This window comes from Microvirga puerhi (assembly GCF_020089865.1).
GTDB classification, from domain to species: domain Bacteria; phylum Pseudomonadota; class Alphaproteobacteria; order Rhizobiales; family Beijerinckiaceae; genus Microvirga; species Microvirga puerhi.
The window spans coordinates 1-25,658 of record NZ_JAIRBM010000019.1 but is presented as its reverse complement, the minus strand read 5'-3'; the positions used below and the strand labels follow the sequence as shown (position 1 = coordinate 25,658).

The 25,658-nt window shown below is 57.5% G+C and carries 22 protein-coding genes, 1 pseudogene and 1 riboswitch; of the genes and pseudogenes, 12 read left to right on the top strand and 11 right to left on the bottom strand.

Annotation, left to right across the window (positions count from 1 at the left end; translation table 11 throughout):
- Positions 1-14: 14 nt before the first annotated feature.
- Entirely contained in the window at positions 15-1,085 is a 1,071-nt protein-coding gene (locus tag K9B37_RS19835; protein ID WP_224315265.1) for a Gfo/Idh/MocA family protein, read from the top strand.
- A gap of 3 nt (positions 1,086-1,088) precedes the next feature.
- Here the strand turns inward: K9B37_RS19835 and K9B37_RS19830 are convergent, their stop codons facing one another.
- The 4 genes from K9B37_RS19830 to K9B37_RS19815 form a co-directional block, all read right to left on the bottom strand.
- Positions 1,089-1,526, bottom strand: coding sequence for a GNAT family N-acetyltransferase (locus tag K9B37_RS19830; protein WP_224315264.1), 438 nt, complete (start codon positions 1,524-1,526; stop codon positions 1,089-1,091).
- Entirely contained in the window at positions 1,523-2,347 is an 825-nt protein-coding gene (locus K9B37_RS19825) for an ABC transporter permease (RefSeq protein WP_224315263.1), read from the bottom strand. The genes K9B37_RS19830 and K9B37_RS19825 overlap by 4 nt, the downstream gene beginning before the upstream one ends.
- 3 nt (positions 2,348-2,350) lie before the next feature.
- Entirely contained in the window at positions 2,351-3,298 is a 948-nt protein-coding gene (locus tag K9B37_RS19820; protein WP_224315262.1) for an ABC transporter permease, read from the bottom strand.
- Positions 3,299-3,359: 61 nt separating this feature from the next.
- Complete coding sequence (locus K9B37_RS19815) at positions 3,360-4,859, bottom strand: ABC transporter substrate-binding protein (protein WP_224315261.1); 1,500 nt, start codon at positions 4,857-4,859, stop codon at positions 3,360-3,362.
- A gap of 287 nt (positions 4,860-5,146) precedes the next feature.
- On the opposite strand from K9B37_RS19815, the gene K9B37_RS19810 reads away from it, so the two are divergent.
- The 5 genes from K9B37_RS19810 (at position 5,147) to K9B37_RS19790 (ending at position 10,014) form a co-directional block, all read left to right on the top strand.
- Positions 5,147-6,175 carry a serine hydrolase domain-containing protein gene (locus tag K9B37_RS19810; protein WP_224315260.1) on the top strand — a complete coding sequence of 343 codons (1,029 nt, stop codon included), beginning with the start codon at positions 5,147-5,149 and terminating at the stop codon, positions 6,173-6,175.
- A gap of 78 nt (positions 6,176-6,253) precedes the next feature.
- On the top strand, positions 6,254-7,147 hold the full coding sequence (locus tag K9B37_RS19805; RefSeq protein WP_224315325.1) for an N-acetylmuramic acid 6-phosphate etherase: 894 nt from the start codon (positions 6,254-6,256) through the stop codon (positions 7,145-7,147).
- A 51-nt stretch (positions 7,148-7,198) separates the two neighbouring features.
- Positions 7,199-8,101, top strand: a complete 903-nt coding sequence (locus K9B37_RS19800) for an N-acetylglucosamine kinase (RefSeq protein WP_224315259.1) — start codon at positions 7,199-7,201, stop codon at positions 8,099-8,101.
- A 107-nt stretch (positions 8,102-8,208) separates the two neighbouring features.
- On the top strand, positions 8,209-8,988 hold the full coding sequence (locus K9B37_RS19795; protein WP_500796458.1) for a bestrophin-like domain: 780 nt from the start codon (positions 8,209-8,211) through the stop codon (positions 8,986-8,988).
- Positions 8,989-9,063: 75 nt separating this feature from the next.
- Positions 9,064-10,014, top strand: coding sequence for a sugar kinase (locus tag K9B37_RS19790; protein WP_224315258.1), 951 nt, complete (start codon positions 9,064-9,066; stop codon positions 10,012-10,014).
- 46 nt (positions 10,015-10,060) lie between these two features.
- Here the strand turns inward: K9B37_RS19790 and K9B37_RS19785 are convergent, their stop codons facing one another.
- The 5 genes from K9B37_RS19785 to K9B37_RS19765 all read right to left on the bottom strand — a co-directional run bounded on the left by K9B37_RS19785 (position 10,061) and on the right by K9B37_RS19765 (position 16,585).
- Positions 10,061-11,641: a peptide chain release factor 3 gene (locus tag K9B37_RS19785; RefSeq protein ID WP_224315257.1), complete on the bottom strand. Its 1,581-nt coding sequence runs from the start codon at positions 11,639-11,641 to the stop codon at positions 10,061-10,063.
- Positions 11,642-11,909: 268 nt separating this feature from the next.
- The gene (locus K9B37_RS19780) at positions 11,910-12,848 is read right to left on the bottom strand and encodes a glucokinase (protein WP_439651766.1); all 939 of its coding nucleotides are present in this window, start codon (positions 12,846-12,848) and stop codon (positions 11,910-11,912) included.
- A gap of 105 nt (positions 12,849-12,953) precedes the next feature.
- Entirely contained in the window at positions 12,954-14,762 is a 1,809-nt protein-coding gene (locus K9B37_RS19775; protein ID WP_224315255.1) for a glycoside hydrolase family 15 protein, read from the bottom strand.
- Between the two features lie 18 nt (positions 14,763-14,780).
- Entirely contained in the window at positions 14,781-15,560 is a 780-nt protein-coding gene (gene otsB / locus K9B37_RS19770) for a trehalose-phosphatase (protein ID WP_224315254.1), read from the bottom strand.
- 521 nt (positions 15,561-16,081) lie between these two features.
- Entirely contained in the window at positions 16,082-16,585 is a 504-nt protein-coding gene (locus K9B37_RS19765; RefSeq protein ID WP_224315253.1) for a winged helix-turn-helix transcriptional regulator, read from the bottom strand.
- A gap of 95 nt (positions 16,586-16,680) precedes the next feature.
- Between K9B37_RS19765 and K9B37_RS19760 the strand changes: the two genes are divergently transcribed.
- The 3 genes from K9B37_RS19760 to K9B37_RS19750 are packed head-to-tail and all read left to right on the top strand — an operon-like array spanning position 16,681 to position 18,530.
- Complete coding sequence (locus K9B37_RS19760) at positions 16,681-17,259, top strand: dihydrofolate reductase family protein (RefSeq protein WP_224315252.1); 579 nt, start codon at positions 16,681-16,683, stop codon at positions 17,257-17,259.
- Positions 17,260-17,269: 10 nt separating this feature from the next.
- Positions 17,270-17,929 carry a glutathione S-transferase family protein gene (locus K9B37_RS19755; protein WP_224315323.1) on the top strand — a complete coding sequence of 220 codons (660 nt, stop codon included), beginning with the start codon at positions 17,270-17,272 and terminating at the stop codon, positions 17,927-17,929.
- A 49-nt stretch (positions 17,930-17,978) separates the two neighbouring features.
- Positions 17,979-18,530, top strand: a complete 552-nt coding sequence (locus K9B37_RS19750) for a DUF1697 domain-containing protein (RefSeq protein WP_224315251.1) — start codon at positions 17,979-17,981, stop codon at positions 18,528-18,530.
- Between the two features lie 125 nt (positions 18,531-18,655).
- Here the strand turns inward: K9B37_RS19750 and K9B37_RS19745 are convergent, their stop codons facing one another.
- Both K9B37_RS19745 and K9B37_RS19740 read right to left on the bottom strand, forming a co-directional pair.
- Entirely contained in the window at positions 18,656-21,718 is a 3,063-nt protein-coding gene (locus K9B37_RS19745; protein ID WP_369414368.1) for a calcium-binding protein, read from the bottom strand.
- 389 nt (positions 21,719-22,107) lie between these two features.
- Positions 22,108-23,520, bottom strand: a complete 1,413-nt coding sequence (locus K9B37_RS19740; RefSeq protein WP_224315250.1) for an aminotransferase-like domain-containing protein — start codon at positions 23,518-23,520, stop codon at positions 22,108-22,110.
- A 159-nt stretch (positions 23,521-23,679) separates the two neighbouring features.
- Here K9B37_RS19740 and K9B37_RS19735 point away from each other — a divergent pair, with 159 nt between their 5' ends.
- From K9B37_RS19735 to K9B37_RS19725, 3 genes and pseudogenes are all read left to right on the top strand, one after another.
- Positions 23,680-24,108 carry a DUF983 domain-containing protein gene (locus tag K9B37_RS19735; protein WP_224315249.1) on the top strand — a complete coding sequence of 143 codons (429 nt, stop codon included), beginning with the start codon at positions 23,680-23,682 and terminating at the stop codon, positions 24,106-24,108.
- 197 nt (positions 24,109-24,305) lie between these two features.
- A riboswitch (SAM-I-IV-variant riboswitch) is annotated at positions 24,306-24,411 on the top strand.
- 35 nt (positions 24,412-24,446) lie between these two features.
- The gene (locus K9B37_RS19730; protein ID WP_224315248.1) at positions 24,447-24,770 is read left to right on the top strand and encodes a hypothetical protein; all 324 of its coding nucleotides are present in this window, start codon (positions 24,447-24,449) and stop codon (positions 24,768-24,770) included.
- A 638-nt stretch (positions 24,771-25,408) separates the two neighbouring features.
- Positions 25,409-25,658 (top strand): annotated as a pseudogene (locus K9B37_RS19725) (outer membrane protein); the annotation flags it as partial.

Sequence of the window (25,658 nt, the reverse complement as noted above, 5' to 3'; positions counted from 1 at the left end):
AGCGAGGGAAACCTATGAGCGCGCAACGTGTTCTGGTGGTTGGTCTCGGCAACATGGGCATGTCCCATGCCCTTGCCTATAGTCGGATCGAAGGATTCGAACTCGTTGGCCTCTGCACCCGCAATATCGACGGCATGTCACTGCCGGCGACCTTGCAAGGTATGAAGCACTTCAATCGATATGAAGAAGCACTCTCGGACCTTAAACCTGACATCGTTTCCATCAATACCTGGTCGGATACACATGCCGACTATGCCATCAAGGCCATGGAAGCTGGCGTTCATGTTTTCGTCGAGAAACCCCTCGCTGACACAGTCTTGGATGCGGAACGTGTTGTCGAGACCGCCCATCGCACGAAACGCAAGCTGGTAATCGGATATATCCTGCGTCACCATCCTTCGTGGATCCGATTCATCGAGATCGCCAGGACACTTGGAACGCCGCATGTTTTCCGAATGAACTTGAATCAGCAGTCAAGCGGCACCGCATGGGAGGCACATAAGCGACTGTTGCAGTCCCTTTCACCCATCGTCGATTGTGGCGTGCACTATGTTGACGTGATGTGCCAGATTACCCGCGCCAGGCCTGTTCAGGTTCATGCAGTCGGAGCGCGACTGACAGAGGAAATGCCGCCCGGCATGTACAACTATGGGCACCTGCACGTCAGCTTCGACGATGGCTCTGTCGGCTGGTATGAAGCCGGTTGGGGTCCGATGATGAGCGAAACGGCCTACTTCGTAAAAGATGTGATCGGTCCCAAGGGCAGCGTCAGCATCGTCATGGCGGAGACAGCCAATGGCATCAAATCCGACGACATCAACGCTCACACAAAGACGAATAGGATTCTGCTCCACCACGCAGACTTGACTTCACCGGAGGGGGCATTCGTGCGGCGTGATGAGACCATCGATACTGCCGACGAGCCCGATCACGACGCTTTGTGTGAAAAGGAGCAGCGTTTCCTACTGCGTGCGATCAATGAGGATCTTGACCTCACCGACCACATGGAGGACGCGGTTCGGTCCTTGAAGATTGTCCTCGCTGCGGACGAGTCGGTACGCACAGGACGGGTTATTGCTCTCTAATGATCAATCCTTGACATAGAAAACGAAGCTGCGACTCCGGCCTGCGAATTCACGTTCGTACTCTCGATTGGGATGCCATCCATGGCGTTCATAGAATCGGCGCGCGGCAATGTTGTCCCGGAAACACTCGAGACTCTTCGCCCCGCACCGCTCTGCCTCATGCAAGAGGCATGATCCGCCGCCTTTCCGACTACCGGCAGGATCCATGAAGAGCATATCTATGTGCCCGTCGGTCATGAGCAGAAATCCTGCTGGAATACCGCCTGCACAGACCACCAGCATGCGCGCCCAGGACGCCTCGAAGCGACGGGTGAAAAAGGCGGCATTGCGACTCGACAGAACCTCCTCCTCCAGAATGGACGAAAAGGCGGTGCGATACGATGCCTCGGCGATAGCGGCAAGCGCAGAGACGTCCTCCGGCATTGCGCGTCTCACCTTCACGATTGTCCTCGCAGACGGGGATCAAGCGTGTCGCGCAATGCATCCCCAAGGAGATTGAAGCCGAAGGACAGGAACAGGATCGCAAAACCCGCGAAGATCGCGCTCCACGGCGAGAGTTGGAGAAAGTTGCGCCCCTCCGAGAGCATAAGCCCCAGAGAGGGAGTGGGCGGCTGGGTACCGAGCCCAAGGAAGGACAATGATGCCTCCACCAGAATGGCTGCCGAGAGCAGAAGACTCGTCTGTACCAGAATGACGGAAGCCAGGTTCGGGAGGATATGGAGGAAAATGATGCGCTTGTCCGAGGCGCCGATGGCCTTTGCACCTGCCACATATTCGCTCTCGCACAATACTAATGCTGGCCCCCGAAGGAGGCGAGCGAAGATCGGCGTGTAGACGACCGCGATCGCCGCCGCGGCACTGTAAGTATGGGGACCAAGGACGGCGATGATACCGATTGCGAGAAGCATGACTGGAAAAGCGAAGAGCACATCCATAACACGCATGATGATGCGATCGAGCCAGCCGCGGTAATAAGCAGCCATCAGGCCGAGAGTTCCACCCGCAAGAAGGGCGACTCCAACGGCAAGGACGCAGGCAATGAGCGAGGTCCGGTACCCATAGAGGATACGTGTCAGAACATCTCGCCCCAGCTGATCCGTGCCAAGCCAGTTCAGAACGGTAGGGCCCTTAAGGCGCCGAGCGATACTCTGGGCCATGGGATCATACGGAGCAAACCACGGTGCGCCGAGGGCGAGGATCACCTGCAGAGCCACGAGAACGATGGCGAAGGCAAGCAGCTTGTTCTTGGCGAGACGAGACACGACTTACGCCCTCACCCGAGGATCGACGACGATGTAAAGGAAGTCGACCACGAAGTTCACCAGGACAAAGCCCGCGGTCACGACCAGAATAGTCGCCTGAATGAGAGGATAATTCCGTTCGGCAATGGCTCCCAGAATGAGGCGGCCGAGACCTGGAATGGCGAAGACCTGCTCGACGACGATGGCCCCACCGAGAAGATAGCCTGTCATGATCCCGACGCTCGTCAGGAATGGAATCAAGGCATTCCGCAGGGCATGCTTGTATACCACCGTTCGCTCGCTCAAGCCCTTTGCACGGGCCGTACGGACATAATCCTGACCGAGGGCATCGAGCATGGCGGAGCGCACCAGTCTCGACAGATTGGCGAGGATGGGCAATGCCAAGGCAATCGATGGTAGAAGCATGCGTTGAAGGTTGCCGAACGGATCCTCCGAGAACGGTACATAGCCGAGAGAGGAAAATCCCGGCACAAAAGCGGAGAACAGTAAAATCAGCACGATTCCAAGCCAGAAAGATGGAATCGTCAGCCCAGCGATCGCCCCGATCCGCATGGCGACATCCATGCCGCTGCCACGCGTTTGAGCCATCCAACAGCCGACCGGCACGGCTAAAACAGCGCCGATGAGCAGAGACAGGAACGTGAGCTCGAGGGTCGGCCAGAGATTGGTGATAATTTCCGTCGCGACAGGCCGGCCCGTCCAAAGAGACGTTCCAAAGTCGCCCCGAAGCGCCGCCCCTGCCCAGACCAAATATTGCTGAACGATCGGCTTGTCCAAACCGACGCGGCTGTTGAGTTCCGCCATCCGTTCCGGCGTAATTTCGGTATTGGCGCCAAGCATGATCGCCACCGCATCGCCGGGAATGAGGCGGATCATGAGAAAGACGATGATCGAGACGCCGAAGAGAACGACGACCAGATCGATCAAGCGCGAGAGCAGAATGCGGCTCATCGTAAATCAGTCAGCAAATGGGCCTCAGCGTGGCTCTCTCAAGCCACGCTGAGGCCATGGATCAATAGCTCGCGTTCTTCAATGTCGAGAGCGAACGATTTGGCATCACGTCATAGCCTTGAAGCTTGTCGCGCATGGCCGAGAACAAGGTGCCGTAGGTCAGGTGAGCGACAGGCCCTGTGCAGGCGAGAGTTTTCTGCACCTGATCATAGGCCGTCTTGCGAGCCGCTTGGTCCGACAGGGTCCGTGCCTTATCGAGAAGCTGGTCAATTTCCGGATTGGAATATTTGAATACGTTCGTCGAACCGCCGGTGCGGAACGTGCGATAGAAATATTCGTCCGGATCCGGGCTGCCGGCATTGATCGATGCGAACAGGTCAAAGTTGCTGTTGCGCCAATCCTGGATGAACTGTCCCTGCTCCTGGTTCTTCAACTCGACCTTGAAGCCCGCCTTGTTCAGCTGCTCTTGGACGACTTGAGCGATATCTTTCACGTCCTGACGCGGCAGGACATTCATCGTCACCGTCACCGGCATTGCAACGCCGGCTTCCTTGAGAAGGGCTTGAGCTTTGGCGGGATCCGGCTTGTAGCAAGGGAATTCCTTGACATCGAGCGCCCAGGATTTCAGCGCAGGCGACAGCGGGCCGCCGGGCACGCCGGCACCGAACAGCGCCGCATCGACGATCTCCTGGCGATTAATGGCATAATTGACCGCCTCACGGACCTTCGGATTGTCAAAGGGTGCCTTCGAGACATTCATGCCAATGAGCATATAGGCCAAGTCCAATGTCTCACCCAGCTTCACGCTGGGCTTACCCTTCAGCTGCAGTGCCGTCGCTGCATCGATGTTGGGCAGAAGCGCGTATTGGCCATTGACCAAGCCGACCTGTCGGGTTGCGGATTCTGGAACGATATTGAACTTCAACCCCGAAAGCTTCGGCGCGCCCTTCTGCCAGTAAGCATCGTTCTTCGCGAGAAGGATGAAGCCGTTCGGCTGCCATTCCTGGAACTTGAAGGGACCTGTGCCGACCGGTGTCTTCTGCAAGATGTCCTTGTTGGTCTCGACCTCGCTTGGCACGATCGCAATCGTCGCAAGCGATGACAGGAGTGGCGCAGAAGGCTCCTTCAACGTCAGCTCAACGGTCTGCGGGTCGACGGCCTTGGCACTGTCTATCGCGGAAAGGCGGCTTGCGAGCGGCGAAGCGATGTCCTTGCTCTGCACGCGTCGGATCGTCGAAACGACATCCTCCGCCGTCATATCCGTGCCGTCGTGGAATTTTACGCCGGAGCGGAGCTTGAACGTATAGGTCTTACCGTCCGTCGACACGTTCCAGGATTCGGCGAGCCCCGGGATGATCTTGAGATCCTTATCGACCGCGGTAAGCCCCTCGTAGATATTGCCGTTCACCACCATGAAGCTGGGGAACGCCGTAATGAGATGCGGATCGAGCCCCGTCGGGCCGTTATCCAAGCCAATTTCGAGCACTTGAGCCGAGGCCGAGGCCATGGCTGCCATCATGACGCCCGCGCCGATGGCGCCGCGCAGTACCGACCTGAACATGCGTCTTCTCTCCCTTGCAAGCCGCAGACAACTTATAAAACATCACTGCGGACCTGTCATGGTCCAATATCATACCACTCTAGACCACCTGCTTTGCCTACTATAAATATTGCCGATGCTGCATTCTTTTGGAGATCGCCGGCGTTACAAGATTTCCCAGGAAGGGTCAGCATGCTGAATGGCATTCCGACAGACAGTATCGACATTTCCATAGATGAGACTGGGAGGGACGCCCCGCGTTGTGCCTGGAAGCGGTTCGCGTCGGGCTACCTGGGGCATAGCTAACGATGACTTTGGACACTTTCATCGCGCAAGCCTTCGCTCCTGCCTCCGGAGCCATTGATCGTAGCGCCATTCCAGGCGCCGTACTCGGGATCGTCACCAAGGATGGCCAGCGCGCCGTCCGGTGCGCCGGAGCGGCGCAACTCGAACCAGAAAGGGAAGAACTTTCTCGAGATACGTGGTTCGATCTGGCCTCTCTCACGAAAGTCATCTTCACCACGACGCGCATCCTGCAACTCGCGGAAGAAGGCAGAATTGACCTTGATGCGCCACTGACCACCGCAATTCCGGATCTACGCCAGTACGATATGGATGCAGCGGAGCGGAAACTCACATTCCGCCAATGTTTGGCCCACCAGACCCACCTCCCTGCCGTAGAGCCGCTCTATACCTATGGGCAGGACCCGCAAACATTGCGGGCCTTCATTCTGCAAAGGGTATGGAAGAGTGGCCCACCGGTTTATTCCGACATCAACTTCATGCTGCTCGGAATCGCGATTGAGCGCGTGACGGGACAGGCCCTCATGGATCAGCCTCTGCCACCGCGGCTCACGTTCCGGCCGGATCCAAGGCGTTGCGCGGCGACCGAGCGCTGCACATGGCGCGGGCGCATCATTCGCGGCGAGGTGCACGACGAGAACGCATTTGCCATGGGCGGCGCCTCAGGACACGCCGGCTTATTCGGGACCATCGATGGCGTACTGGATTTCGCCCATTCTATCCTCGACGGCTCCGCGCTCACCTGCGCTTCCATCAAATCTATCTGCACAAGGCAATCGGAGAAGCGCACGGTGGGCTGGGAGGGCGCCTATACTGGGTGGCACGGGGGCGACGCTTGCTCACCTTCTGCTATAGGTCATACGGGATTTACCGGCACTGGCCTTTGGATCGATTTCGACCGCGGTATGGCATGGTCGCTGCTGACCAACCGCGTCCATCCCTCCCGGCACATCGACACTGGTATTCTGCCCCTACGCAGGGCGACGGGCGAGCAGGTGATCGCCCTATTCGATGCGCTTGCGCAACAGGCCTGAAGATCTCGCCGTTTGCCTCTCTCAACGATTGCTGAGAATCTCAACTGGACCTATATTGGTCTGCAAGAGAGAGTGATGATGGCCACCGAAAATTTCAGCAACCGTTTCCGTGACCTGGATGCCTGGCCCAGCCTGGACATCCTTTCCGCCTGCTACGAAGGGCAACTTGCTGCTGTCGCGGCAGTACATTCCGCCCTTCCAGCCATTTCGGCCGCTGCCGAGGAGGCCATCGCAAGGCTTCGCCGAGGCGGACGCCTTGTTTATGTGGGCGCTGGAACGTCCGGTCGAATCGGGGTCCAGGACGGAACGGAATTGCCGCCGACCTTCAACTGGCCCGACGACAAGCTTGTCTACCTGATCGCAGGTGGCGAAGGCGCGCTTCTGAAAGCTGTCGAAGATGCAGAGGACTCCGTCGAGCAGGGCATCGCAGGCATCCGGAACGCGGATGTCGGCCCGAACGACGTCGTGATCGGTGTCGCAGCCAGTGGGCGAACCCCTTTCACGATTGCGGCTCTCCAAGAAGGCAAGGCACGTGGAGCCCAGACGATCGGCGTGTCCAACAATGCAGGCGCCCCCATCCTAGACGTATGCTCGCACCCGATTCTTGCGGATACGGGCGAAGAGGTCGTTGCCGGATCGACACGCATGAAGGCCGGAACGGCCCAGAAAGTGATTCTCAATCTCCTTTCTACGCTGATCATGATACGCCTCGGCCGCGTCTATCGCGGGCTGATGGTCCATATGCGCGCGACCAATGCGAAGCTGCGCCGCCGCAGTGAGATCATGGTGTCCCAGATCACCGGCTGCAGCGATGCCACCGCGATCGATGCCTTGCGCCAAGCGAATGGAGATATGAAGCTGGCCTCTCTCATTGCCCTCGGTGTGAACGCGACCGATGCCCAGGAAGCCTTGGCACGAAGTGATGGAAACTTACGCGAGGCTCTGTCACATTTTCCGAATGTGACCTCTTGAGATATCCGCCTCCCTCTTGGAGAGGCATAGACATCGGGAAAGCGGAGCGCCATGGGGCTGGGGCTTGGCATCGACGCAGGTGGAACGGCGACGCGGTGGCGTCTCGTCGATCGTACGGGTACGTGCGTGGCACAAGGATCTGTCGAACCGTTGACGGGGCATCTGTTCTCGTCAGCAGCGGAAGAACGGGCCGAACGTATCATTCAAGAACTCGCCCATGCAGTCACGGCGACCGGGAAACCAGCCGGCATTGTTGCCGGTATCACGGGCCTGACGCGGGAGACCCCAGCTGAAGCCACGATGCGCAATATTCTGGCAGGAGCTTTCGAAATCCCCCCCGCTAAGATCTTTGTGGCTGAGGACATGTGGATTGCCTACCTGTCCTATTTCGCCCTTGGCGAAGGTATTCTCGTCTATAGCGGCACCGGCTCCATCGGCTACTATCTGTCGCCAGAAAAGCAGGTGATCCGTGTCGGTGGCCGCGGCAATCTTATCGATGACGGAGGCTCAGGCTTCTGGATTGCGCGGGAAGCACTGAAGGCCATCCTTCGGAAGGAGGAGGAAAGCCCCGGCGAGGGGTGGACGAGTCCACTCGGCAAGAGCCTGGCAAAGGCCCTTGGCGGAACCGAATGGGATGTCGTGCGTGCGTTCGTCTATGGAGGGGACCGCGGCAGGATCGGTTTGCTCGCACGAGCCGTCGCAGATGCGGCTCAGGCCGATGACTTCTTGTCTCTCAATATCTTGCGTGATGCCGGCAAAGAACTGGCACGGCTCGCCAATAGCCTCACCAAGCGGATTGGTCCCCGTCCGATTGCCCTAGTCGGCGGCGGAACCCGGCTTCACTCGATCATTGCCGCCGCATTCCGTGAGGAATTGCGAATCCCGGTCGATGTCATCAGCAACGACGTAGACGCGGCCATGACCGCAGCCCGTTTGGCGGCAATGGTCGAGTGAGGCGTTTCGCTCCTTAAATCATACGCAAACTGCGTCTGTCACGCTTTCCCAAAATAGCATAGTGTCGCGGCCGCCTTGCTCTCCCGGAGAACACCGTGATTTTTGATATGTGGCTTGACATGCCCATCTGGGGAATTTTCATCTCGCTCGCGGTGACATTTGCGCTTTCAGCCTTTTTCATTCACTGGCTGAGCTTCGGAAAGTCAATTCGCCCTTATTCTTCAACATTCAGTGGCATAGTTGCTCCCTTTTTCGGGGCCGTTGCCGTGCTATTCGCCCTCTTGACCGGTTTTCTCGCCAATGAAGTTTGGGATCGCAATCGTCAGGCACACCGCACGGTCCTTGGAGAGCGAGAAGGTTTGATGGCAATACAGGCCATCAGTACCGCCACTGTGACCGACATGCAGGAGATCCGGCTGATCGCGCAAGATTATGCCGAAACCCTGATTCAAGACGAGTGGCCGCGCATGCAGGATCAGGAGGCCTCCGTCAAAGCAGGCCAAGTTCTCCTTGCACTGTTGACGCAGATCTCGAACCCGCAGGTCGCGGTAGGTGCCGGCTCGGCAGCCCAGACCGCTCTTCTCGATACCGTACTCAAGCTTCGGACCGCCCGGGATGATCGGCTTGCTCTGAGTGGCGATCAGACAGACAGGACCAAATGGACGGCAGTCCTGATTCTCGCCTTCATCACTCAGGTGGCGATCGGCGGCGTTCATCTGGAGCGTCCCCGCGCCCAAATCGCGGCCCTGACGATCTTTTCGACTGCGGCCGTGATCACTTTAGGGCTTATCGCCATCCGTGAGAGGCCCTTTGACGGGCCGGAGAGGATTTCACCGCAACCTATCGTAGAAGCCCTGCAAAGCATGACTGAGGCCTTGGCGCCTTGAGCTTGTCCGAGGAAGGTTGCACAATCCATTCGCCTCGGGCAAACCTGACGCCCTCCAAGGGATGATTTTCTCGAAATGGACGCACTTTTTGTTGGCCAGACCTATATCGACGTGACCTTCCTGGCGGATGAGATCCCGACCGGGGACGACAAGACGGTCGCGCGAGATTACGCCATATCCTTCGGGGGCAATGCGGTTACGGCCGCTTTTGCATGTGCCAAGCTCGGAATTGCACCGGATCTTCTGACGTCGATTGCGGATGATTATCTCGGCCGCATGTTCATCGACATGGCCGCGAAGTACACGATTCCGGTGCATCATAGAAAAGTGAAGGAGTCGTCGCTTTCCTTCATCATGCCGCGCGGAGGCAAACGCGCCATCGTGCGTTGTCGCGATGATCACTATCTCCACCCCGTACCACCGCTTAACCTAACGGGATGCAAGGCCCTTCATCTCGATGGCCACCAAGCCGATGCGGCCATGCATTATGCTCGCACCTGCCGTGAGGCGGGGATTCTCACATCTCTCGATGGCGGAGGCCTGCGCTCCAACACACATGAACTGCTGGAGTTCATCGATGTCGCTATCGTGGCAGAGCGCCTATGCGAACAAATGAACCTGACGGCGACCGAGATGCTATCGTATCTCAAAGGTCGCGGCTGCAAGATTGGCGGCGTTACGATGGGTGAGCGTGGTCTCTTCTGGTATGACGAAACCGGAACCGAGGGTGTCCTGCCCGCGCTTGCAGTCCCTTCGGAAGCCGTTATCGACACCAATGGAGCCGGCGACATCTTCCACGGCGCCTATGTGTATTCCGCTATCGCACGCCCCGAACTGGCGTGGCGCGAGCACTTCATCCTCGCCCGTGCTGCATCGGCTTACGCAATTCAGCACCTCGGCAACGAAGCGAGCCTTCCAACGCTATCGGACATTGCTCAGACGCAGGCGGCTTTCCCTGAAAACCAAGCCAGCGCCTTTGTCATTCGGCAGGAACCTCAGAGGGTAAGCCTGAAAACCGCTCGATAGGAGAGACGAGGCCTGAGCCTCGTCCTCCACAGGCAACAAACGTGCCTCAGGCCTTCTTCTGATAGTCCTTTACGTCCGAGAAACGGATTGCCTTGTAACGATCCTGCTCATATTGCAGGTTGAATGCGTTGGCCGCCATGAAGACCGGCGCGTCGTCAAGATCCCGCGCCATCGCTGAGAGATGGCTGTCTACGAACTTGTCGAGCTCCGAGCGGTCATCGGCGGAGATCCAGCGGCAGATCGAGAAGCGGGTCGGCTCATAGTCGATAGGAAGGCCGTATTCCGCCTGGAGTCGTTCCTTCAAGACATCGAGCTGTAGGGCGCCGACCACGCCGACGATTGCTCCGGATCCATCCTGCGGCACGAAGAGTTGCACAACTCCCTCCTCCGCCATCTGTTGCAGCGCCTCGCGTAGCTTTTTCGCCTTCATGGCGTCTTGAAGCTTGATGCGGCGCAAGATCTCGGGAGCGAAACTCGGCACTCCTCGGAACAGGATATCCTCACCCTCCGTCAGCGTATCTCCGATCCGCAGGGTTCCGTGGTTTGGCAGGCCGACCACGTCCCCGGCCCAGGCCTCATCCGCAATGGCACGATCCTGTGCGAAGAAGAACTGCGGTGAGTTCAGGCTCATCGGCTTGCCGGTCCGCACGAGCTTCGCCTTCATGCCGCGGGAAAGCTTGCCGGAGCAGATACGCATGAAGGCGATGCGGTCACGATGGTTCGGATCCATGTTCGCCTGAATCTTGAACACGAAGCCGGTCATCTTCGGCTCGCCTGCCTCAACGAGGCGCTTGTCCGCCTCCTGGCCGCGTGGAGGCGGCGCATACTCGGCCATCGCGTCGATCAGATTACGCACGCCGAAATTACGGAGCGCACTTCCGAAAAACACGGGCGTCAAGTGCCCCTCACGAAAGGCTGATAGGTCGAAGGGCTTACATGCTTCCTGCGCCAGCATCACCTCTTCCTGCCAGGCCTCGACCTCTTCCGTCGGCAGAAGATCGACGACGATCTTGTCGTCGGGCCCGGAGACGTTGATCGGCTCCTCATCCGTGTCAATGCGCCGCACCAAATTTCGGCGCAGATCAAAGGTCCCGGCAAAGCCGCGCCCCTGGCTGATCGGCCAGGTCACGGGAGCAGTATCAAGAGCGAGCGTCTTCTCGATCTCGTCAAGCAGATCGAAAGGACTGCGCGCCTCTCGGTCCATCTTATTGACGAAAGTTACGATCGGAATATCGCGCATCCGGCAGACTTCGAAGAGTTTACGCGTGCGCGCCTCGATGCCCTTCGCCGCGTCGATCACCATGATGGCGGAATCGACAGCCGTCAGAGTGCGGTACGTATCTTCCGAGAAGTCCTCGTGCCCAGGGGTATCAAGAAGGTTGAAGACGCAGTCGCCATACTCGAACGTCATGACCGAGGTCACGACGGAAATACCGCGCTCTTTCTCAATCCCCATCCAGTCTGACCGGGTCGAGACACGGTTCTTCTTCGCCTTCACCTCGCCGGCGAGCTGGATTGCACCTCCGAACAGAAGCAGTTTTTCGGTGAGCGTTGTCTTACCGGCGTCCGGGTGAGAAATGATTGCGAAGGTCCGGCGGCGGCCCACCGGGACCGGGAGTTCAGTCATGATTTTGAAATCTCTGGGGATGAGGGCAAGACGCCGCAGCGCCGCCCTCTTACGTCATAAGGGGTTTCAACCCATATTGGTGCTTCCCGTCAACAGTGAAAGGAGGTGATCCAGTGTCTCATTGTCATACGAAGCGGTCCTCGATTGCTGCGACCTGGATCTTGGCCTCTGCCGAGATTCGTGCGTAATGCATCCATGGCGCGGTCTCGAACCGCGGACCGACAATGGAAAGGCCGCCTTGGCGGCCTTTCTTTTTACGAACAAGGATTTAGGGGCGCTGCCACCCTTGTGACTGGTAAATGAAGCGATCCTCATGAGTCACCAAGGCAGCAAGGCCTTGGAGGGCCGGCTCTCGGTGTATGATTACGAAGGCCGGCACGCCCCGAGCCCAAGCATCATGCGGCGCCTTTTGGTCAAAGGCCTCTCGAAATCCACCCTTTTGCAGGGTTTCCACCATGCGGGGCGCGATCCCTCCGGCAATGAAAACGCCTCCGGAGGCCTCGAATGTAAGGGCCAGGTCGCCTGCGAAGCGACCGAGACATCGGGAAAAGCAGTCCAATATCTTGAGAGCGAGGATGTTGCCCTCCTGCGCGGCCGTCAGGATGTCATTCGGAGCTCCAAAGGCGCATTGTGTCTGGTGATGAAGCGCCAGTGCCTTGGCAAGGCGAAAGAGACCAGGCCCGGAGAGAACAACCTCGGCCGTAATGCGCCCGCCGACGCGCTCGATATATGGCCAGAACCCGGTCTCCTCGGCATCGACGGGGCCAAAGTCCATGTGCCCGGCTTCCGTTGCCAGGATTGCGAAGCGGTCTTCTACGGGGACCAGGGCTGCGGCACCAAAGCCGGTTCCAGGACCAAGGACTAGACGTGTGCCGGCGCTACCGGCAGGGATTTGTCCCAAAGATGCCAGATCCCCCCGCGCAGCCTCCAGAACCGTCACGGAGGCGGCAACCGGAGTATAGTCGTTGACGAGAACCACGCGTTCGAGCCCGAGAGCCGCCCCGATCTCTGCCGCGTCGACGGTCCAATGGGCATTGGTGAGCCGAATCGCTGGCCTATCTACCCGCGTCGCCACGGCGATCATAGCGGATCGGGGGGGAGATCCGTCATATCCCTTCATCGCCATCTTGATGGCCTCGACGGGCCCGGCGGCTTCCGCCGTCAGCATTCGCGGCAGAAGATGCACGGGCTCCCCAGGAGCGGGCAGGATGGCAAAGCGGGCGTTAGTGCCGCCGATATCGCCGAGCAGAACGGGAAACGCAAACATTCTAATGTGATCGACCTTTCTGCTCTTTTAGGCGGGCCGAGAGGTTCAGAACGCCTCCTCCCAGCCTCGGCTGAGACGTACGGCAGAATTGATGAGCCCTACCATCGAGTAGGTTTGTGGGAAATTGCCCCATAATTCTCCGGTCGTGAAGTCCGCATCCTCGGAAAATAGCCCGAAGGAGTTCCTGAGATTCAGGATCTTCTCGAACAATTCACAGGCCTCCTTCTTGCGCCCCGTAACGTTCAGAGCGTCCACATACCAGAAGCCGCAGATCATGAAGGCGGTATGCATGAGGCCGAAATCATCCTCTACGTCGTAGCGCAGGAGAAGATCGCCTCTGCGGAGGGTCTGGCCAATTGTATCCACAGTCGCGACGAAACGTGGGTCGCTAGGTTCGACAAAATTCAGTTCTGCGAGAAGCAGCAACGTCGCATCGAGGTCGCTCCCGCCGAAGGAGGAGACGAAGGTTCCTTTCTGAGAATTATATGCCCGCGTATCAATGATGGCATGCATGCGGTCAGCATGTTCACGCCAGAAGGCAGCACGATCAGGGCGATTCATCGCCTGGGCGATCTTGGCCAATCGATCACAGGCGGCCCAGCACATGACGCTTGGAAATGTATGGACGGCGGCTTTTGTACGAAGCTCCCATGGTCCGGCATCCGGCTGATCGAAGACCTCGATGGCGCGCTGGCCCAGCGTCTCCAGGTGATCGAAAAGGGCGCGATTTCCAGTACGGATAAGGCGTCGGTCGAGAAAGGCATGGGTCGAGGCTAGAACGATGCTGCCATAGGCATCGTTCTGGATCTGAGTGTAGGCAGCATTGCCGACACGAACCGGGCCCATTCCCCGGTATCCGGCGAGCGCCTGAGCCTCCCGTTCGTCGAGATCGGGCGACCGAGTAATGCTGAAAAGGGGCGGCATATCCCGCAATTCTGGCTTCGCCTCGACATCATCCACGATATTGGTGATGTAGGTGAGATATTCTTCCATGGTTTTCGTGGTGCCCAGGCGGTTCAGGGCCTGGATCACGAAATAGGCATCCCGCAACCAGCAATAACGGTAATCCCAGTTGCGCTTCGTGTGCGGCGCCTCTGGGACGGAGGTCGTCAGCGCAGCGACGATCGCTCCCGTCTCTTCGAAATGGCAGAGCTTGAGGGTGATGGCCGCACGGATCACGGCCTCCTGCCAGTCGAACGGGATCGATAGCGAACGCACCCAGTCGCGCCAGAAATCGATCGTCTTCTCGAGAAACTCCCGCGCTGTCGTGTCCGCCTCGGACCGAAGAGGCTCGTCCTCCCCAAAAAAGAAAGAGATCGGTCGATCGACAACGAAAGGCCGCTCTTCATCGACATAGGAGATTGGAGCATCCGTCGTCAGTCGCAGGGATCGATGCGGACCAACAAAGCGCAGGTGATTGCTACCGCGAGTCTTGGCGGGCATCTGCTCGCCCCATTCGAAGTGGGGACGGAGACGGACGCGGATACGCGGACGCCCTTTGACAGGACGCACGCGGCGGATCAGCAGAGGCGGACGGAACGTGCGATCGAAATTCGTGAAGCGCGGTGCGAAATCGGTGATTTCGACAATGTTGCCGAAGGCATCGGTCATCGTCGAGACCAACACGGCAGTATTTTCGAGATAGTGCTGCTCACAACTCTGAACGCCGACCTGATCGATCGCAAAGACCCCGCGCTGCTCAGATTCCGGGCGCCCTTCCGGACAGTCGAGAAGCGCTGAAAGTATGGGATCGCCATCGAAACGCGGAAAGCAGCTCCATACGATATGGGCGCGGCGATCGACGAGAGCCGCGATCATGCAGTTTCCGATAACGGCGAGATCGAGCGAACTCATAGCATTGGTCTCATGGCGTTAGTGAATCTCCTGAAAAGGGCACGCCCCTTGGGCGGCCCAGTGAGCGAGCGCCTGTCTCAAATCGGAAGGCGATCCGAGACGCTCCCGCGCGACAGTGTCGCCAGCTCCGATCCGGACAGAGCAACCTCCCAGAGCATTGACCATCTTGAATCCGTTCTCGTCCGTCAGGTCGTCCCCGATAAAAATAGGGCGTCTGCCACGGTAGGGATATTGCTGAAGGAAGCTCTCGATCACCTTTCCCTTTCCGGCCGCAGAAGGCAGAATCTCCGCCACCGCCTTGCCGAACTGAACCCGATAATCGCTACCAAGCGCCTCCAGAGCAGAATGAACGGTAGAATGCACGTAATCACGCTCGATCGGCGCAAGGCGCCAATGAATGGCAACGGAGCACCCTTTATCTTCAATGAGAATGCCAGGCTTCGTCCTTACGATCGCCTCTAACCGCTCCACCATCTCGCGCAGACGCGGATGATCATCAGGGCTGCAGGAAAACAGCTCACCGTCGATCCGATGCTCCAATCCGTGAAGCCCCGCCATATCGAAGCGGCGCTCCCCGAGCCGCTTGTCAAGGAAGGAAATCGGCCGCCCGCTGATGATCGCGAGCGCACCACCAAGTCGCGCAGCAAGGCTTGTCAAGATCTCGGGCAGAGCTGGATCGACAACGACGGCTTCGGGTCTCTCCGCGATATCGACAAGTGTGCCGTCGAAGTCGAGAAACAGGGCCCACTGCTCCTGCGTGTCGTGGTCCATAGCGTGTTTCAGAAGAGCTTCAGCCATTACGTAGTGCAAACCTCGCATCTGAGCTGATCAATTGCGGAGCAAAGCCGTCGTTTTTACGGACGGGCAGAGCCGCAGGAACGGCGTCAGCAGCGTGACAGGGCGTACTCACGATACTCCTCATAGAACCTCAACGGAACAAACAGCTACGCTTCAACCCTCTAGGCATCATAAAGTTTCCTCGACGGTGCAGAGCTGCTAGTTCGTAGCCCGAGCTCATCGTGGCAACTCAGGATTTCACGTGATGGCAGAGGGCCTCGCTCAGGTATATCCTCACCGTCAATTGTCCAGCGGGCCGGCGAGCGATCTGGCGACTGGCACCGTCCGTTAATCTTTAGATGCCATAGGTGACATGACCATCTTCTGAACAGGTATAAGCGCGACGTGCAACACAGTGTCGCGCTTATACTTCCTAGGTAGATCGACCAAAGTCCGCACCATATCCCGAGTGCGATCGTCGGCCTGCATGCCGGTGCAGACACGCTCCGGCCCAATGGGCGCTGCGAGCTGTGCCGGGAAGATCATGTCTCCAATGTGGCCTTCTTCGCCAGGGTTGCTTCGAACGCTGCCTGCAGCTCGCTTAAGACTGAATGTCCGGCAGCCGGCATGCCGAGGTGAAGCGCTCGCAACTCCGCCATGAACGCCTCCCACATCGCCTCCCCCCCTTCCTCGAGCAACTGAGCCCTTATGGCGAGTTCCTCCGAAACGGGCGTATGACGACGCCCCCATGCCCCCATCTGGACAAGCAAGGGGACGAGCTGGATGGCCGGCTCAGTCAGGCTGTAGATCGCCTTCTGCTGATGGGTAGGGTCGTCTCTTCGCGATAGCAGGCCAGCGCCGACAAGTCGCTTGAGACGATCCGCGAGGATGTTGGACGCAATGCCTTCCTCGGAGTTGTTCAGCAATTCCCGATAATGCCGCCGGTTGCCGAACATGACATCCCGGATAACGATCAAGCTCCAGCGGTCTCCCAGCATCTCTAGGGTCAAGTTGATGGGGCAACCCGAGCGGTGCGCCATACCCATTGAAAGCCTCTCATATAAACTGCTTGCAAAATAGGATCACGCTCAATAATGTACAACTGCTTGCAAGTTAAAACCAGATAAGAATGGGGAGTTTCATGGCCAAGCTGGTTCTATCCATGTTCACGAGCCTCGATGGGTATATTGAAGGTCCGAATGGTGAGTTCGCGCCGCCTGCATGGTCCGGCGATATCGAGGAGCATTGGTCAGGCTATGCGCTCCAGCGAGCGGGCCACCTGCTCTATGGCCGCAAGAACTTTCTGTTTAACAAGGACTTCTGGAGCGCGGCCGAAACAGACCCGAAGAGCCCGGCCGCCGGAATTGCCTATGCCGGGATCATGAACCGTTTGCCGAAGACCGTGTTCTCTACGACGCTCAGAGGGGATCCAGGCTGGAATGCAACGCTGGTCGCGGATGACGTAGCTGGAGCAATCGAGCGTCTGAAGACAGCGATACAGGGCGATCTCTATCTTTTCGGCGGCGCAGGAATCGCCAACACCGTCATGACTTTCGATCTTGTCGATGAATATCGGCTGATGGTCACGCCGACCCTGCTTGGCGACGGCAAGCGTTTGTTCGACGACGGAAGACCCAGGAGATCTCTTGAACTGATTGAATCGAAGCAACTCGATACCGGTGCGATCATCCTTCGTTATCGGCCTAACCATACCACTTGAGGAGGCAATGGTGACCTTGCAACTTTTCGCCCATCCCTTCTCGTCCTACTGCCAGAAGGTTCTCACCGCTCTTTACGAGGCAGGAACTCCCTTCACATTGCGGATGCTGAGCCCCGACGACACAGCCAATGCCGTGGAATGGAGCACACTTTGGCCCTTGAAGCGTATGCCCCTGCTCCTGGATAACGACCGCCCGGTGATGGAATCGAGCATCATCATCGAGCATCTGGCTCTCAATCATCCCGAAGCGGCATCTCTCATCCCATCGAATCCACATGAAGCACTGACCGTACGCATGATGGATCGGTACTTCGACAACTACATCATGACACCCATGCAAAGGATCGTATTCGAGAAGATCCGTCCAGAAACCGCCCGCGATCCCTATGGCGTCTCCGAGGCCAAGGGTATGCTCGACACAGCTTATTCTTGGCTCGACAGGCATCTTGCCGGACGCGAATGGTCTGCGAGCAACAACTTCAGCCTCGCCGATTGCGCTGCGGCTCCTGCCCTATTCTATGCGGATTGGGCTCATCCTATCGGACCAGAGTATTCTCACGTCCAAGCCTACCGCCAGAGATTGCTTGCGCGCCCGTCTTTTGCACGCGCCGTCGAAGAAGCTCGCCCTTATCGGCCTCTGTTTCCCTTAGGGGCACCAGACAGGGATTGATCCGAATGGAGAAGCGATACAGCTTCTTCAGACATACGGAAACTGGATCATGTCTCTAAAAATCGCATTGATGCGTAGCATCGTCATTAACGGCCAGCGCGTAAAAATGGAGGATGCACGCGCCCTGGTAGCACACATTGGCGGCACCGAAGTGCGTTCCGTCATAGCTACAGGAAATCTGCTGTTTCGCTCGGACAAGGAACCTCACCGACTAGAGCAAGACCTGGAACAGGCATGTGAGCGCTTCTATGGCCGTGCGACCGAGATGGTCGTGAAGTCTGCAGATGAGTGGCACGCCCTTGTCGCCAGCAACCCGTTTCCGAAAGAAGCTATCCAGGCACCTTCTCGGCTCTTGGTCTGGGCGATGAGGACACCTTTGCCCGACAATGGCTTGGAGCAGTTGCGCCGGCGGGCTGTTGGAGTTGAGCGCATTGAGCGTGTCTCGTCCGGCGATTTCTATATCTGGTTCGGAGAGTCCCTCATCTCGAATTCGAAAATTCCTGCGGGCTTCGGCCTGAAGGCTCTCGGTTCTGTTGGCACGAACCGCAATTGGAACACGACTCTGAAGATCGCCCAGGCTCTCCAAAGCATGGATGTGTAGATCAATGCATCTATCTGGAGGATGGCAAAGATCCCGCCCGATGAGTGAAAGCTCCTATAATGAAGCGCTTCCATTCTCGATGCCCTCAAAGACATGAATGTCGTCGAGGGCACACACACTGAGGCTCAGCCCCCGACGTAATCAATATTCTCGTGTGTCAGCACTTCCGGTAAAATATCCCCAAGGATCAGGATAGGCGAGAATGCATGAGGCGCAAGCTGAGCCTCAAGAATCGTATCGCCATCGCTCGCGCTCAACCGAAGAAGACCAGTTTCGAGCGGATCACTCCCAGCTATGTAGCCGGAGAGAAGATGGGTGATTTGCGACACGTCTATGATGTCGCCTCCCACACCTGCCTCGAAGTCTTGGATCCGGTCGAGTACCATCGGTTGCGTAGCATCGAAGTAGATGCTGAAGCGATCCTGCCCTTCGCCTCCCCGAAGGAGATCGCTACCTGGTACGTCATATCCATAGGTGAGGTTCGATGACACGTTGTAGAATAAATCATTTCCAGCGCCACCATCGATGACGTTCTGACCGAAATTATCGAACAGGCCATCATCGCCAGATCCGCCGTAGATCGTATCATCGCCGGGTCCGCCATCGACATAATCATTGCCGCCCCCGGCCTGAACGAAGTCGTTCCCGCCGCCTGCCAGAATGAAGTCGTCATTGTCCCCGACAGCTGCGAGCCCGTCCGGCTCTATGATCAGATCATCCCCATTATGCCCTACGATGGTGTCCTGACCATTGCCGCCTTCGAGACGATTGTTGCCTGCACCACCCGAGAGATTATCGTTTCCAGTTCCCCCAAGAAGCGTGTCATCACCATCCCCTCCATAGAGGAGATCGTCCCCCGCGCCGCCGTCCAGAACGTCGTTTCCAGCTCCCCCGTCGAGGCGGTCATCGCCGGCAAGGGCAATAATCACGTCATTTCCCCCAAGACCGTCGAGAGCCTCAGACCATGGTGTTCCAATGAGTTCATCTGCACCATCGGTGCCGACGATATCCTGACCGGCAGGCACATAGCTGGGCACGAAGTTGTCGGGAGTAAAGTCTTCGGGGCGCGTATGCTCCATGACAAGAACGGTTTGGTATCCGTCAGCACTGTACGGTGATGCCGCTCGGAGTAGAGTGCTCGTGTTGGATGCTTCAAGAACCAGAAGGCCCGTGGCGAATGGATTGCTCCCAGGAAGATAGCCGGGCAGCTCCTCCAACAGCATCGATATATCGATAAAATCTCCTGAGGATCCTGTGGCGAAGTCCGTCACGATATCAGGGACACCAGTCATGGCGTTCTCTAGTCGATAGGTATCCCGGCCTTCGCCACCGGTCAGGTAATCGATGCTCTGGATGGGCGAAAAATACACATCAGAGAAAGACGGATGTCCGGAGGCATAATAAAAGACATCGTCTCCTGCTCCTCCGATGATTGTGTTCGAGCCGCCATACGAGGCAGCTTGATAATCGTAGAACGTATCGTTCCCATCTCCGCCGTCGATGTAGTCGTTCCCCGCCGGCTTCGGAGGAGAATAGGGATCTCCCCCAGAGAATTCAGCGTCTCCATAAATATGATCATCCCCCGCACCACCCAGCAATGTATCGTTGTGCTCTCCACCAAAGATCCGATCATTGCCCGCGCCACCCTCGATGACATCATCTCCGCGACCACCTGACAGGTTGTCGTCACCATCAAGCCCGATAATCCGGTCATTCCCAAAAGAACCAACCAGCGTGTCATTGCCCTCCGTGCCGGTGAGATCGACGATGCGTCCGAAAGGATCGTAAGGCGGATTAAAGTTGAAAGCGGAAAGATCCTGAGGCGCGATGTTTTCAAGACGGACGATCGTCAAAAAGCCTTCACCGGCCCCGATCCGAGAGCCTTCGACCTGAACGAGCGTATCGCCATCCGAGGTGACGATCCTCAGCAATCCATCCTTGAAAGGATCGAATGGCCGCTCAAGCCAGGGGGCCTCTTCAAAGATAGGATTGAGTGCCGTGATCGCACTTGCAAGGTCGATGACATCGCCTCCCCTGCCCGCTTCGAAATCCTTGAAGAGATCCGGCTCTTGAATTGCCGATGGAAAATCACTCACGATGTATCGGTCAGATCCCGATCCGCCATCGATGATATTGCGACCGACTGCGAGTATCTGATCATCACCTCCATTCCCGTAGATGATATTCGTCCCCTCGCCTCCGGACAGATAATCGCGATCCGCACCACCAACGAGAGTATCGTCGCCGAGGCCACCGTCGAGCAGATTGGGACCATCGCCGCCAATCAACAGATCATCACCGGCATCCCCATAGAGACTGTCGGCTTCATCGCCCCCTTCAAGGCGATCATTTCCATCTCCCCCATGGAGCTGATCGACGCCGGCGCCGCCGAGAAGCGTATCATCGCCGCTTCCGCCTGAAAGAAAATCATCGCCGGCGCCGCCGATAAGCAGGTCGTTTCCGTCAAACCCGGAAATAGTGTCGTTACCGCCAAGGCCGTCGATGACGTCTGGTGCCGGCGTTCCAGATAGCGCATCGTCTCCTTCCGTTGCGGATGACCCGATGTGGATAGGCTCGTAGGAAGGCACGAAGTTTTCAGCCGTCAACGCTGTCGGATCGACACCGTGGAGAACCAGGATCGGGCGCAGGTCAGAAGGATTCTGACCTCCGACGAGACTCGCCTTGAGGACGGTCTGCCCGGCCTCTGACTCCAGCCGGAGATGGCCCGAGGCAAAGGGATTGGGTCGAATCCCGAAGGGGCCAAAGATGTCGAGGAGCAGATCGTAAAGAACGATCGTGTCGCCGCCACTTCCGGCCTCAAAATCCATGACAACCGCAGCGGACGCCATCGGATCGAGAGCCTGTCCGATGACAAAGATATCCGCCCCAGCCCCGCCAAGAAGAACGTTCTCAGCAGCGGAGCCGGACACATTGAGAAAGCGGTCCGCTCCGTCGCCTCCCGAAAGAATATTCGTGCCGAAATCGTCCCGCAGGATGTCGTCGTCGGCACCACCCACCAAAAGGTCGTCGCCCTCGGAGCCGATGAGCTCGTCCTTTCCGCTTTCTCCAAACAGCACATCATCACCGGATCCGCCTGAGAGCCGGTCATCGCCAGCGCCGCCAAAGAGTGTATCGTCCCCCGCGCCGCCGAACATGTAATCTCGCCGATCGCTTCCGAACTGGACCACTCCACTCTCCGCCATCAACGATATGCCGGACGAAGCAGGACCAAAGAGGGCACTGCTTTCTGCCTGATGCCAGTCCCGTTCGGATCCTCCAGCGTTACTCTCGTCAGCTCGCTGATCAATTGAGGCGCCCGCGGAGTGATTCTGTGATGATCTTAGGGAATGCGCAGACTTCATGTTCGGCCCATAAATAAGTCATGCTCAAATATCGATAGATCCAACCTTCTGTAAATCTCCAAAAATCCCATGGAGATCAGATAATTATTTCAATTGTCGAAACAAATTAAAGCAATAATCTCTTCATTAGGTCCGCCACCGACCCTTAAACTTGATTATCTTGAGCGTTTGCTGGAACTTCAACGAGCACGCAGGGCTTCATTCTAAGGTAGGGGTTAGACGATCGACGACAGCGAGCTGGGGCCATGCGACAGAACCGTTGCTAGCAAGTTCAATCCCCGTTCCAGAGCTGCATGACTTGGCGCCGCGCCAAGAGCGATACGGATTGCATTCGGAGCGCTTGCCACGGCGAAAGCTTCGCTCGGCACAAGAGCTAGGCCGGACTGCCGTGCATACAGGCCAAGATCGGCCTGACGCCAGCGATCGGGCAGCGTCAGCCAAAGATGATGCCCTTCCGGGTGCGCTTGGAAGGTCAGCCTCTGCAAAATATGACGCGCGATTGCCTGTCGTGCCGCGTTCTCGAGGCGGATTGCAGTCGTGATGTCATTCAGGGTTCCATCCTGGATCCACCGCGACGCCAAGGCAGCCATGAGAGGCGCCACCATAAGAGTCATGGCACGAATCTCAGCCACCAGGCGCAAGGTCTCCGAAAGCTCCGGAGAAACGATGTAGGCTGTGCGCAAAGCCGGCGTCACGCATTTCGACAATGTCGCGATATGCCAAGTGATATCCGGCGCCAGCGCTGCGAGCGGCCTATCAACCTTGCGAGGAAGCGCCCCATAGGCATCGTCTTCAATGATCGAGAGGCCATGGCGCCTCGCAACGCCGACGATATCCTCGCGCCGTTTGAGGGACATCGTCGCTGTGGTCGGATTGTGAATCGTGGGAACGCAATAGATCGCCTTCGGCGCGTGATTACGGCAGACTTCGTCCAATGCATCAGGCACGAGCCCTTCCATGTCCATGGCGATCGGCATCAGGCGCAGCCTAAGCCGCTCCGCGACCGCCCTCAGACCTGGATAGGTCAGTGAAGGCACACACAGGACATCACCAGGCCTAAGCAGGACTCGAGTGATTGCGTACAAAGCCGTCTGCGCGCCGCTGACGACTATGATCCGGTCATTGTGAACGGCGCCGATGCGAGGCTCCAGCCAACGGGCACCCGCCATCCTGTCTGACTCTGTCCCGGCACTCTCTTGATAATACAGATATGACAGACCGGCGGACGATCCGAGGATGCCTGCAATCCCATCCCGTATACGCTCCCGCAGCCTCGCCTCAGCCGGCTGTGGCGGCATGTTCATGCTTAGGTCGATGCTCGGGACCCCGGATGGCGCGGCACTCTCTTGATTGGGAGCCTGCCCGCGGACGAAGCTTCCCCGCCCCGCATTTGCATCAATCAACCCCATCCGATGAGCCTCATTGAAGGCTCGGGTTATGGTCGTCAGGTCGACACCGAGTTCCTTGGCCAATGCCCGCTGCGCGGGCAAGCGGTCGCCCGGCTTGAGGCGGCCTGCCCATATATCGGCCCGAAGAGCCTCGGCAATGGCCCTGAATTTCGGCCCGCCCGCACTTTTGATCTGCGGCATCCAGGACAGCACGATTTCATTGCCCTTCTTGTCTTTCATATGTATGGCTACATGCGACATACATCACGACACTGAAACGAACCACGCTCGCGGCTCACTCAGCGAGAGTCCCTAAATTCTGTAGACTAAAATGTATGGCTCATCAATCCATACATTTTCAGCTTGGGCAAATCTGGGACTTCACATCGAGGATCTGATATGACGACGAACCTCTCCGCAAAGGACTCTGTCCTCAAGTTCGGACTCAGGTGCCGCTGCCCCCGATGCGGCGAAGGGCGTCTATTCAATGGCTTTCTCACCCTCGCATCTCGCTGCGAGGCTTGCGGCCTTGACTATTCCTTCGCCGATCCCGCTGACGGGCCCGCCTTCTTCGTCATGATGACAATGGCAATTCCAGCAACAGCGTTCGGCATATGGGTTGAACTTACCTATGAGCCGGCAGCCTGGGTTCACCTTTTGACGACGCTGCCATTCCTCCTGCTGAGTTGCATTCCGCCAATCCGCCCCCTCAAAGGCGTGCTGGTCGCAAGCCAATATGTCAGCAAGGCGGAAGAAGCACGCTTTGAAACCTCTCATGCGATGGACACGCGAACGATACCAAAGTCGACAGCGACAGCCGTAAAGTAGACCTCTGCTGTTACTGCTATTTACCGAACAAGATCTCGAACGGGACGGAGCATTGTCGTCTCCGGGAGAATCTCGCGACCATAGCGCCGGATTTCCGGAGGCCGCGAGAGAGCGGAGGTCAGTCAGCTTCATTCCATAGGCCCGGCTCATCTCCTTCATGAGGATCTTGTGGGCATCCGATCTTCCGGATAAGATCAAACAGACATCAAGAGTTGGGCTGACGCCCACACCAACCTGCTGACCGAGCAAGGTGGTGTTCCCGCCAGGGAAGATGTGGCCGAACCGGCAACTAAACGGATTCATGCCACCGCGTCAGTTTGCTCGCAGGGAGTAGACTGATGAGTAGAAGTGCCAAGGATCTTCTTGTTCTCGGACCTCACGACCATGCCGTGTGGGTCGGACAAGGGTCGCTGAAAGGCAAATCTGGTCGGCACGAAGTGTCGCAAATCTATGTTGCCATCCATCAATCACAGACATCGCTGGCAGACGACAGAGAGACCTGGACTCATGTCTATCGAGTCGTCAACGATGGCCTCTCGCTGAGAGATGTCGTTTATTTGGAAGCGGTATTGCAGGGAGAGTCCCTAAGACAAGGACTGCAACGGGCCAAGAGTCTTTTGGCAGAATCGCACGACGTCGGCGGCCTCATAGGGAACAGCTAGCGCCGCGGCGATCACGCAATTGCTCGGCAACGACGTAAATTACCTCTCCAGATGCCAAACAGCTTCAGCACCTTGGGCTTGTCTCGCATCCTCCATGCTCGCGATCGGAGGCAGAGCGACCGATTGAAGAGTAAATGCGCCCCTCTTTCAAGTCGACATCCTTTGAAACGAGCTGAGGGGGAGCGGAAAATGCCAATGTTAGATCATTTAGGATCTCAACACGACTCATCTTATACCGTCCAAGCATTTCGAGCTCAGGCAGTTAGATGATGTCAGATAGCAGGTCTGACTTGGAAGTTCCGCCGGACCTCACCTGCCGTTCCTCAGTGCAGATGGCTGCAGAGCCCTCCCCAAAAAAAGCCCTGCCTGTAAAGGCAGGGTTGAGTGCTCTCAACTCGCTGTTCGGAAGCTCTCCCGAATAGCGCCCTAAGTAGTGCATAGAGTCCATCCTCTGTCAAACATCTGCATGTATTCAATTGCTTTGAGATAGCATTCCTATAACAATCTCCAAGTTAGTGTATCTTTGTTACAAATAAGCAAGCAAGTATTTTTCTCAGTGTTGCTGTTCCGTCATAGCTTTCGTTAAGCATCTGGCCGTAGCCTAGCTGTGTGACTCCTCACATATGGGATACCTGAGCATGAGAAAGCACCTTCTGAGTTTCTTGGCGGCCACGGCACTGACGAGTATTGGTATCTCTGCTGTTCAAGCCGCGGACCTGCCCGTGCGTGCCGCTCCGCCGGTCATCGCTCCGATCCCGGTGTTCACCTGGACCGGCTTCTATGTCGGTGTGAACGCCGGCTATGGCTGGAACACCAACAACGAAAACGTGTTCGTTCCGGGCATCGGCTTCGTCGATTCCGGCAGCAACGGCGGCTTCGTCGGCGGCG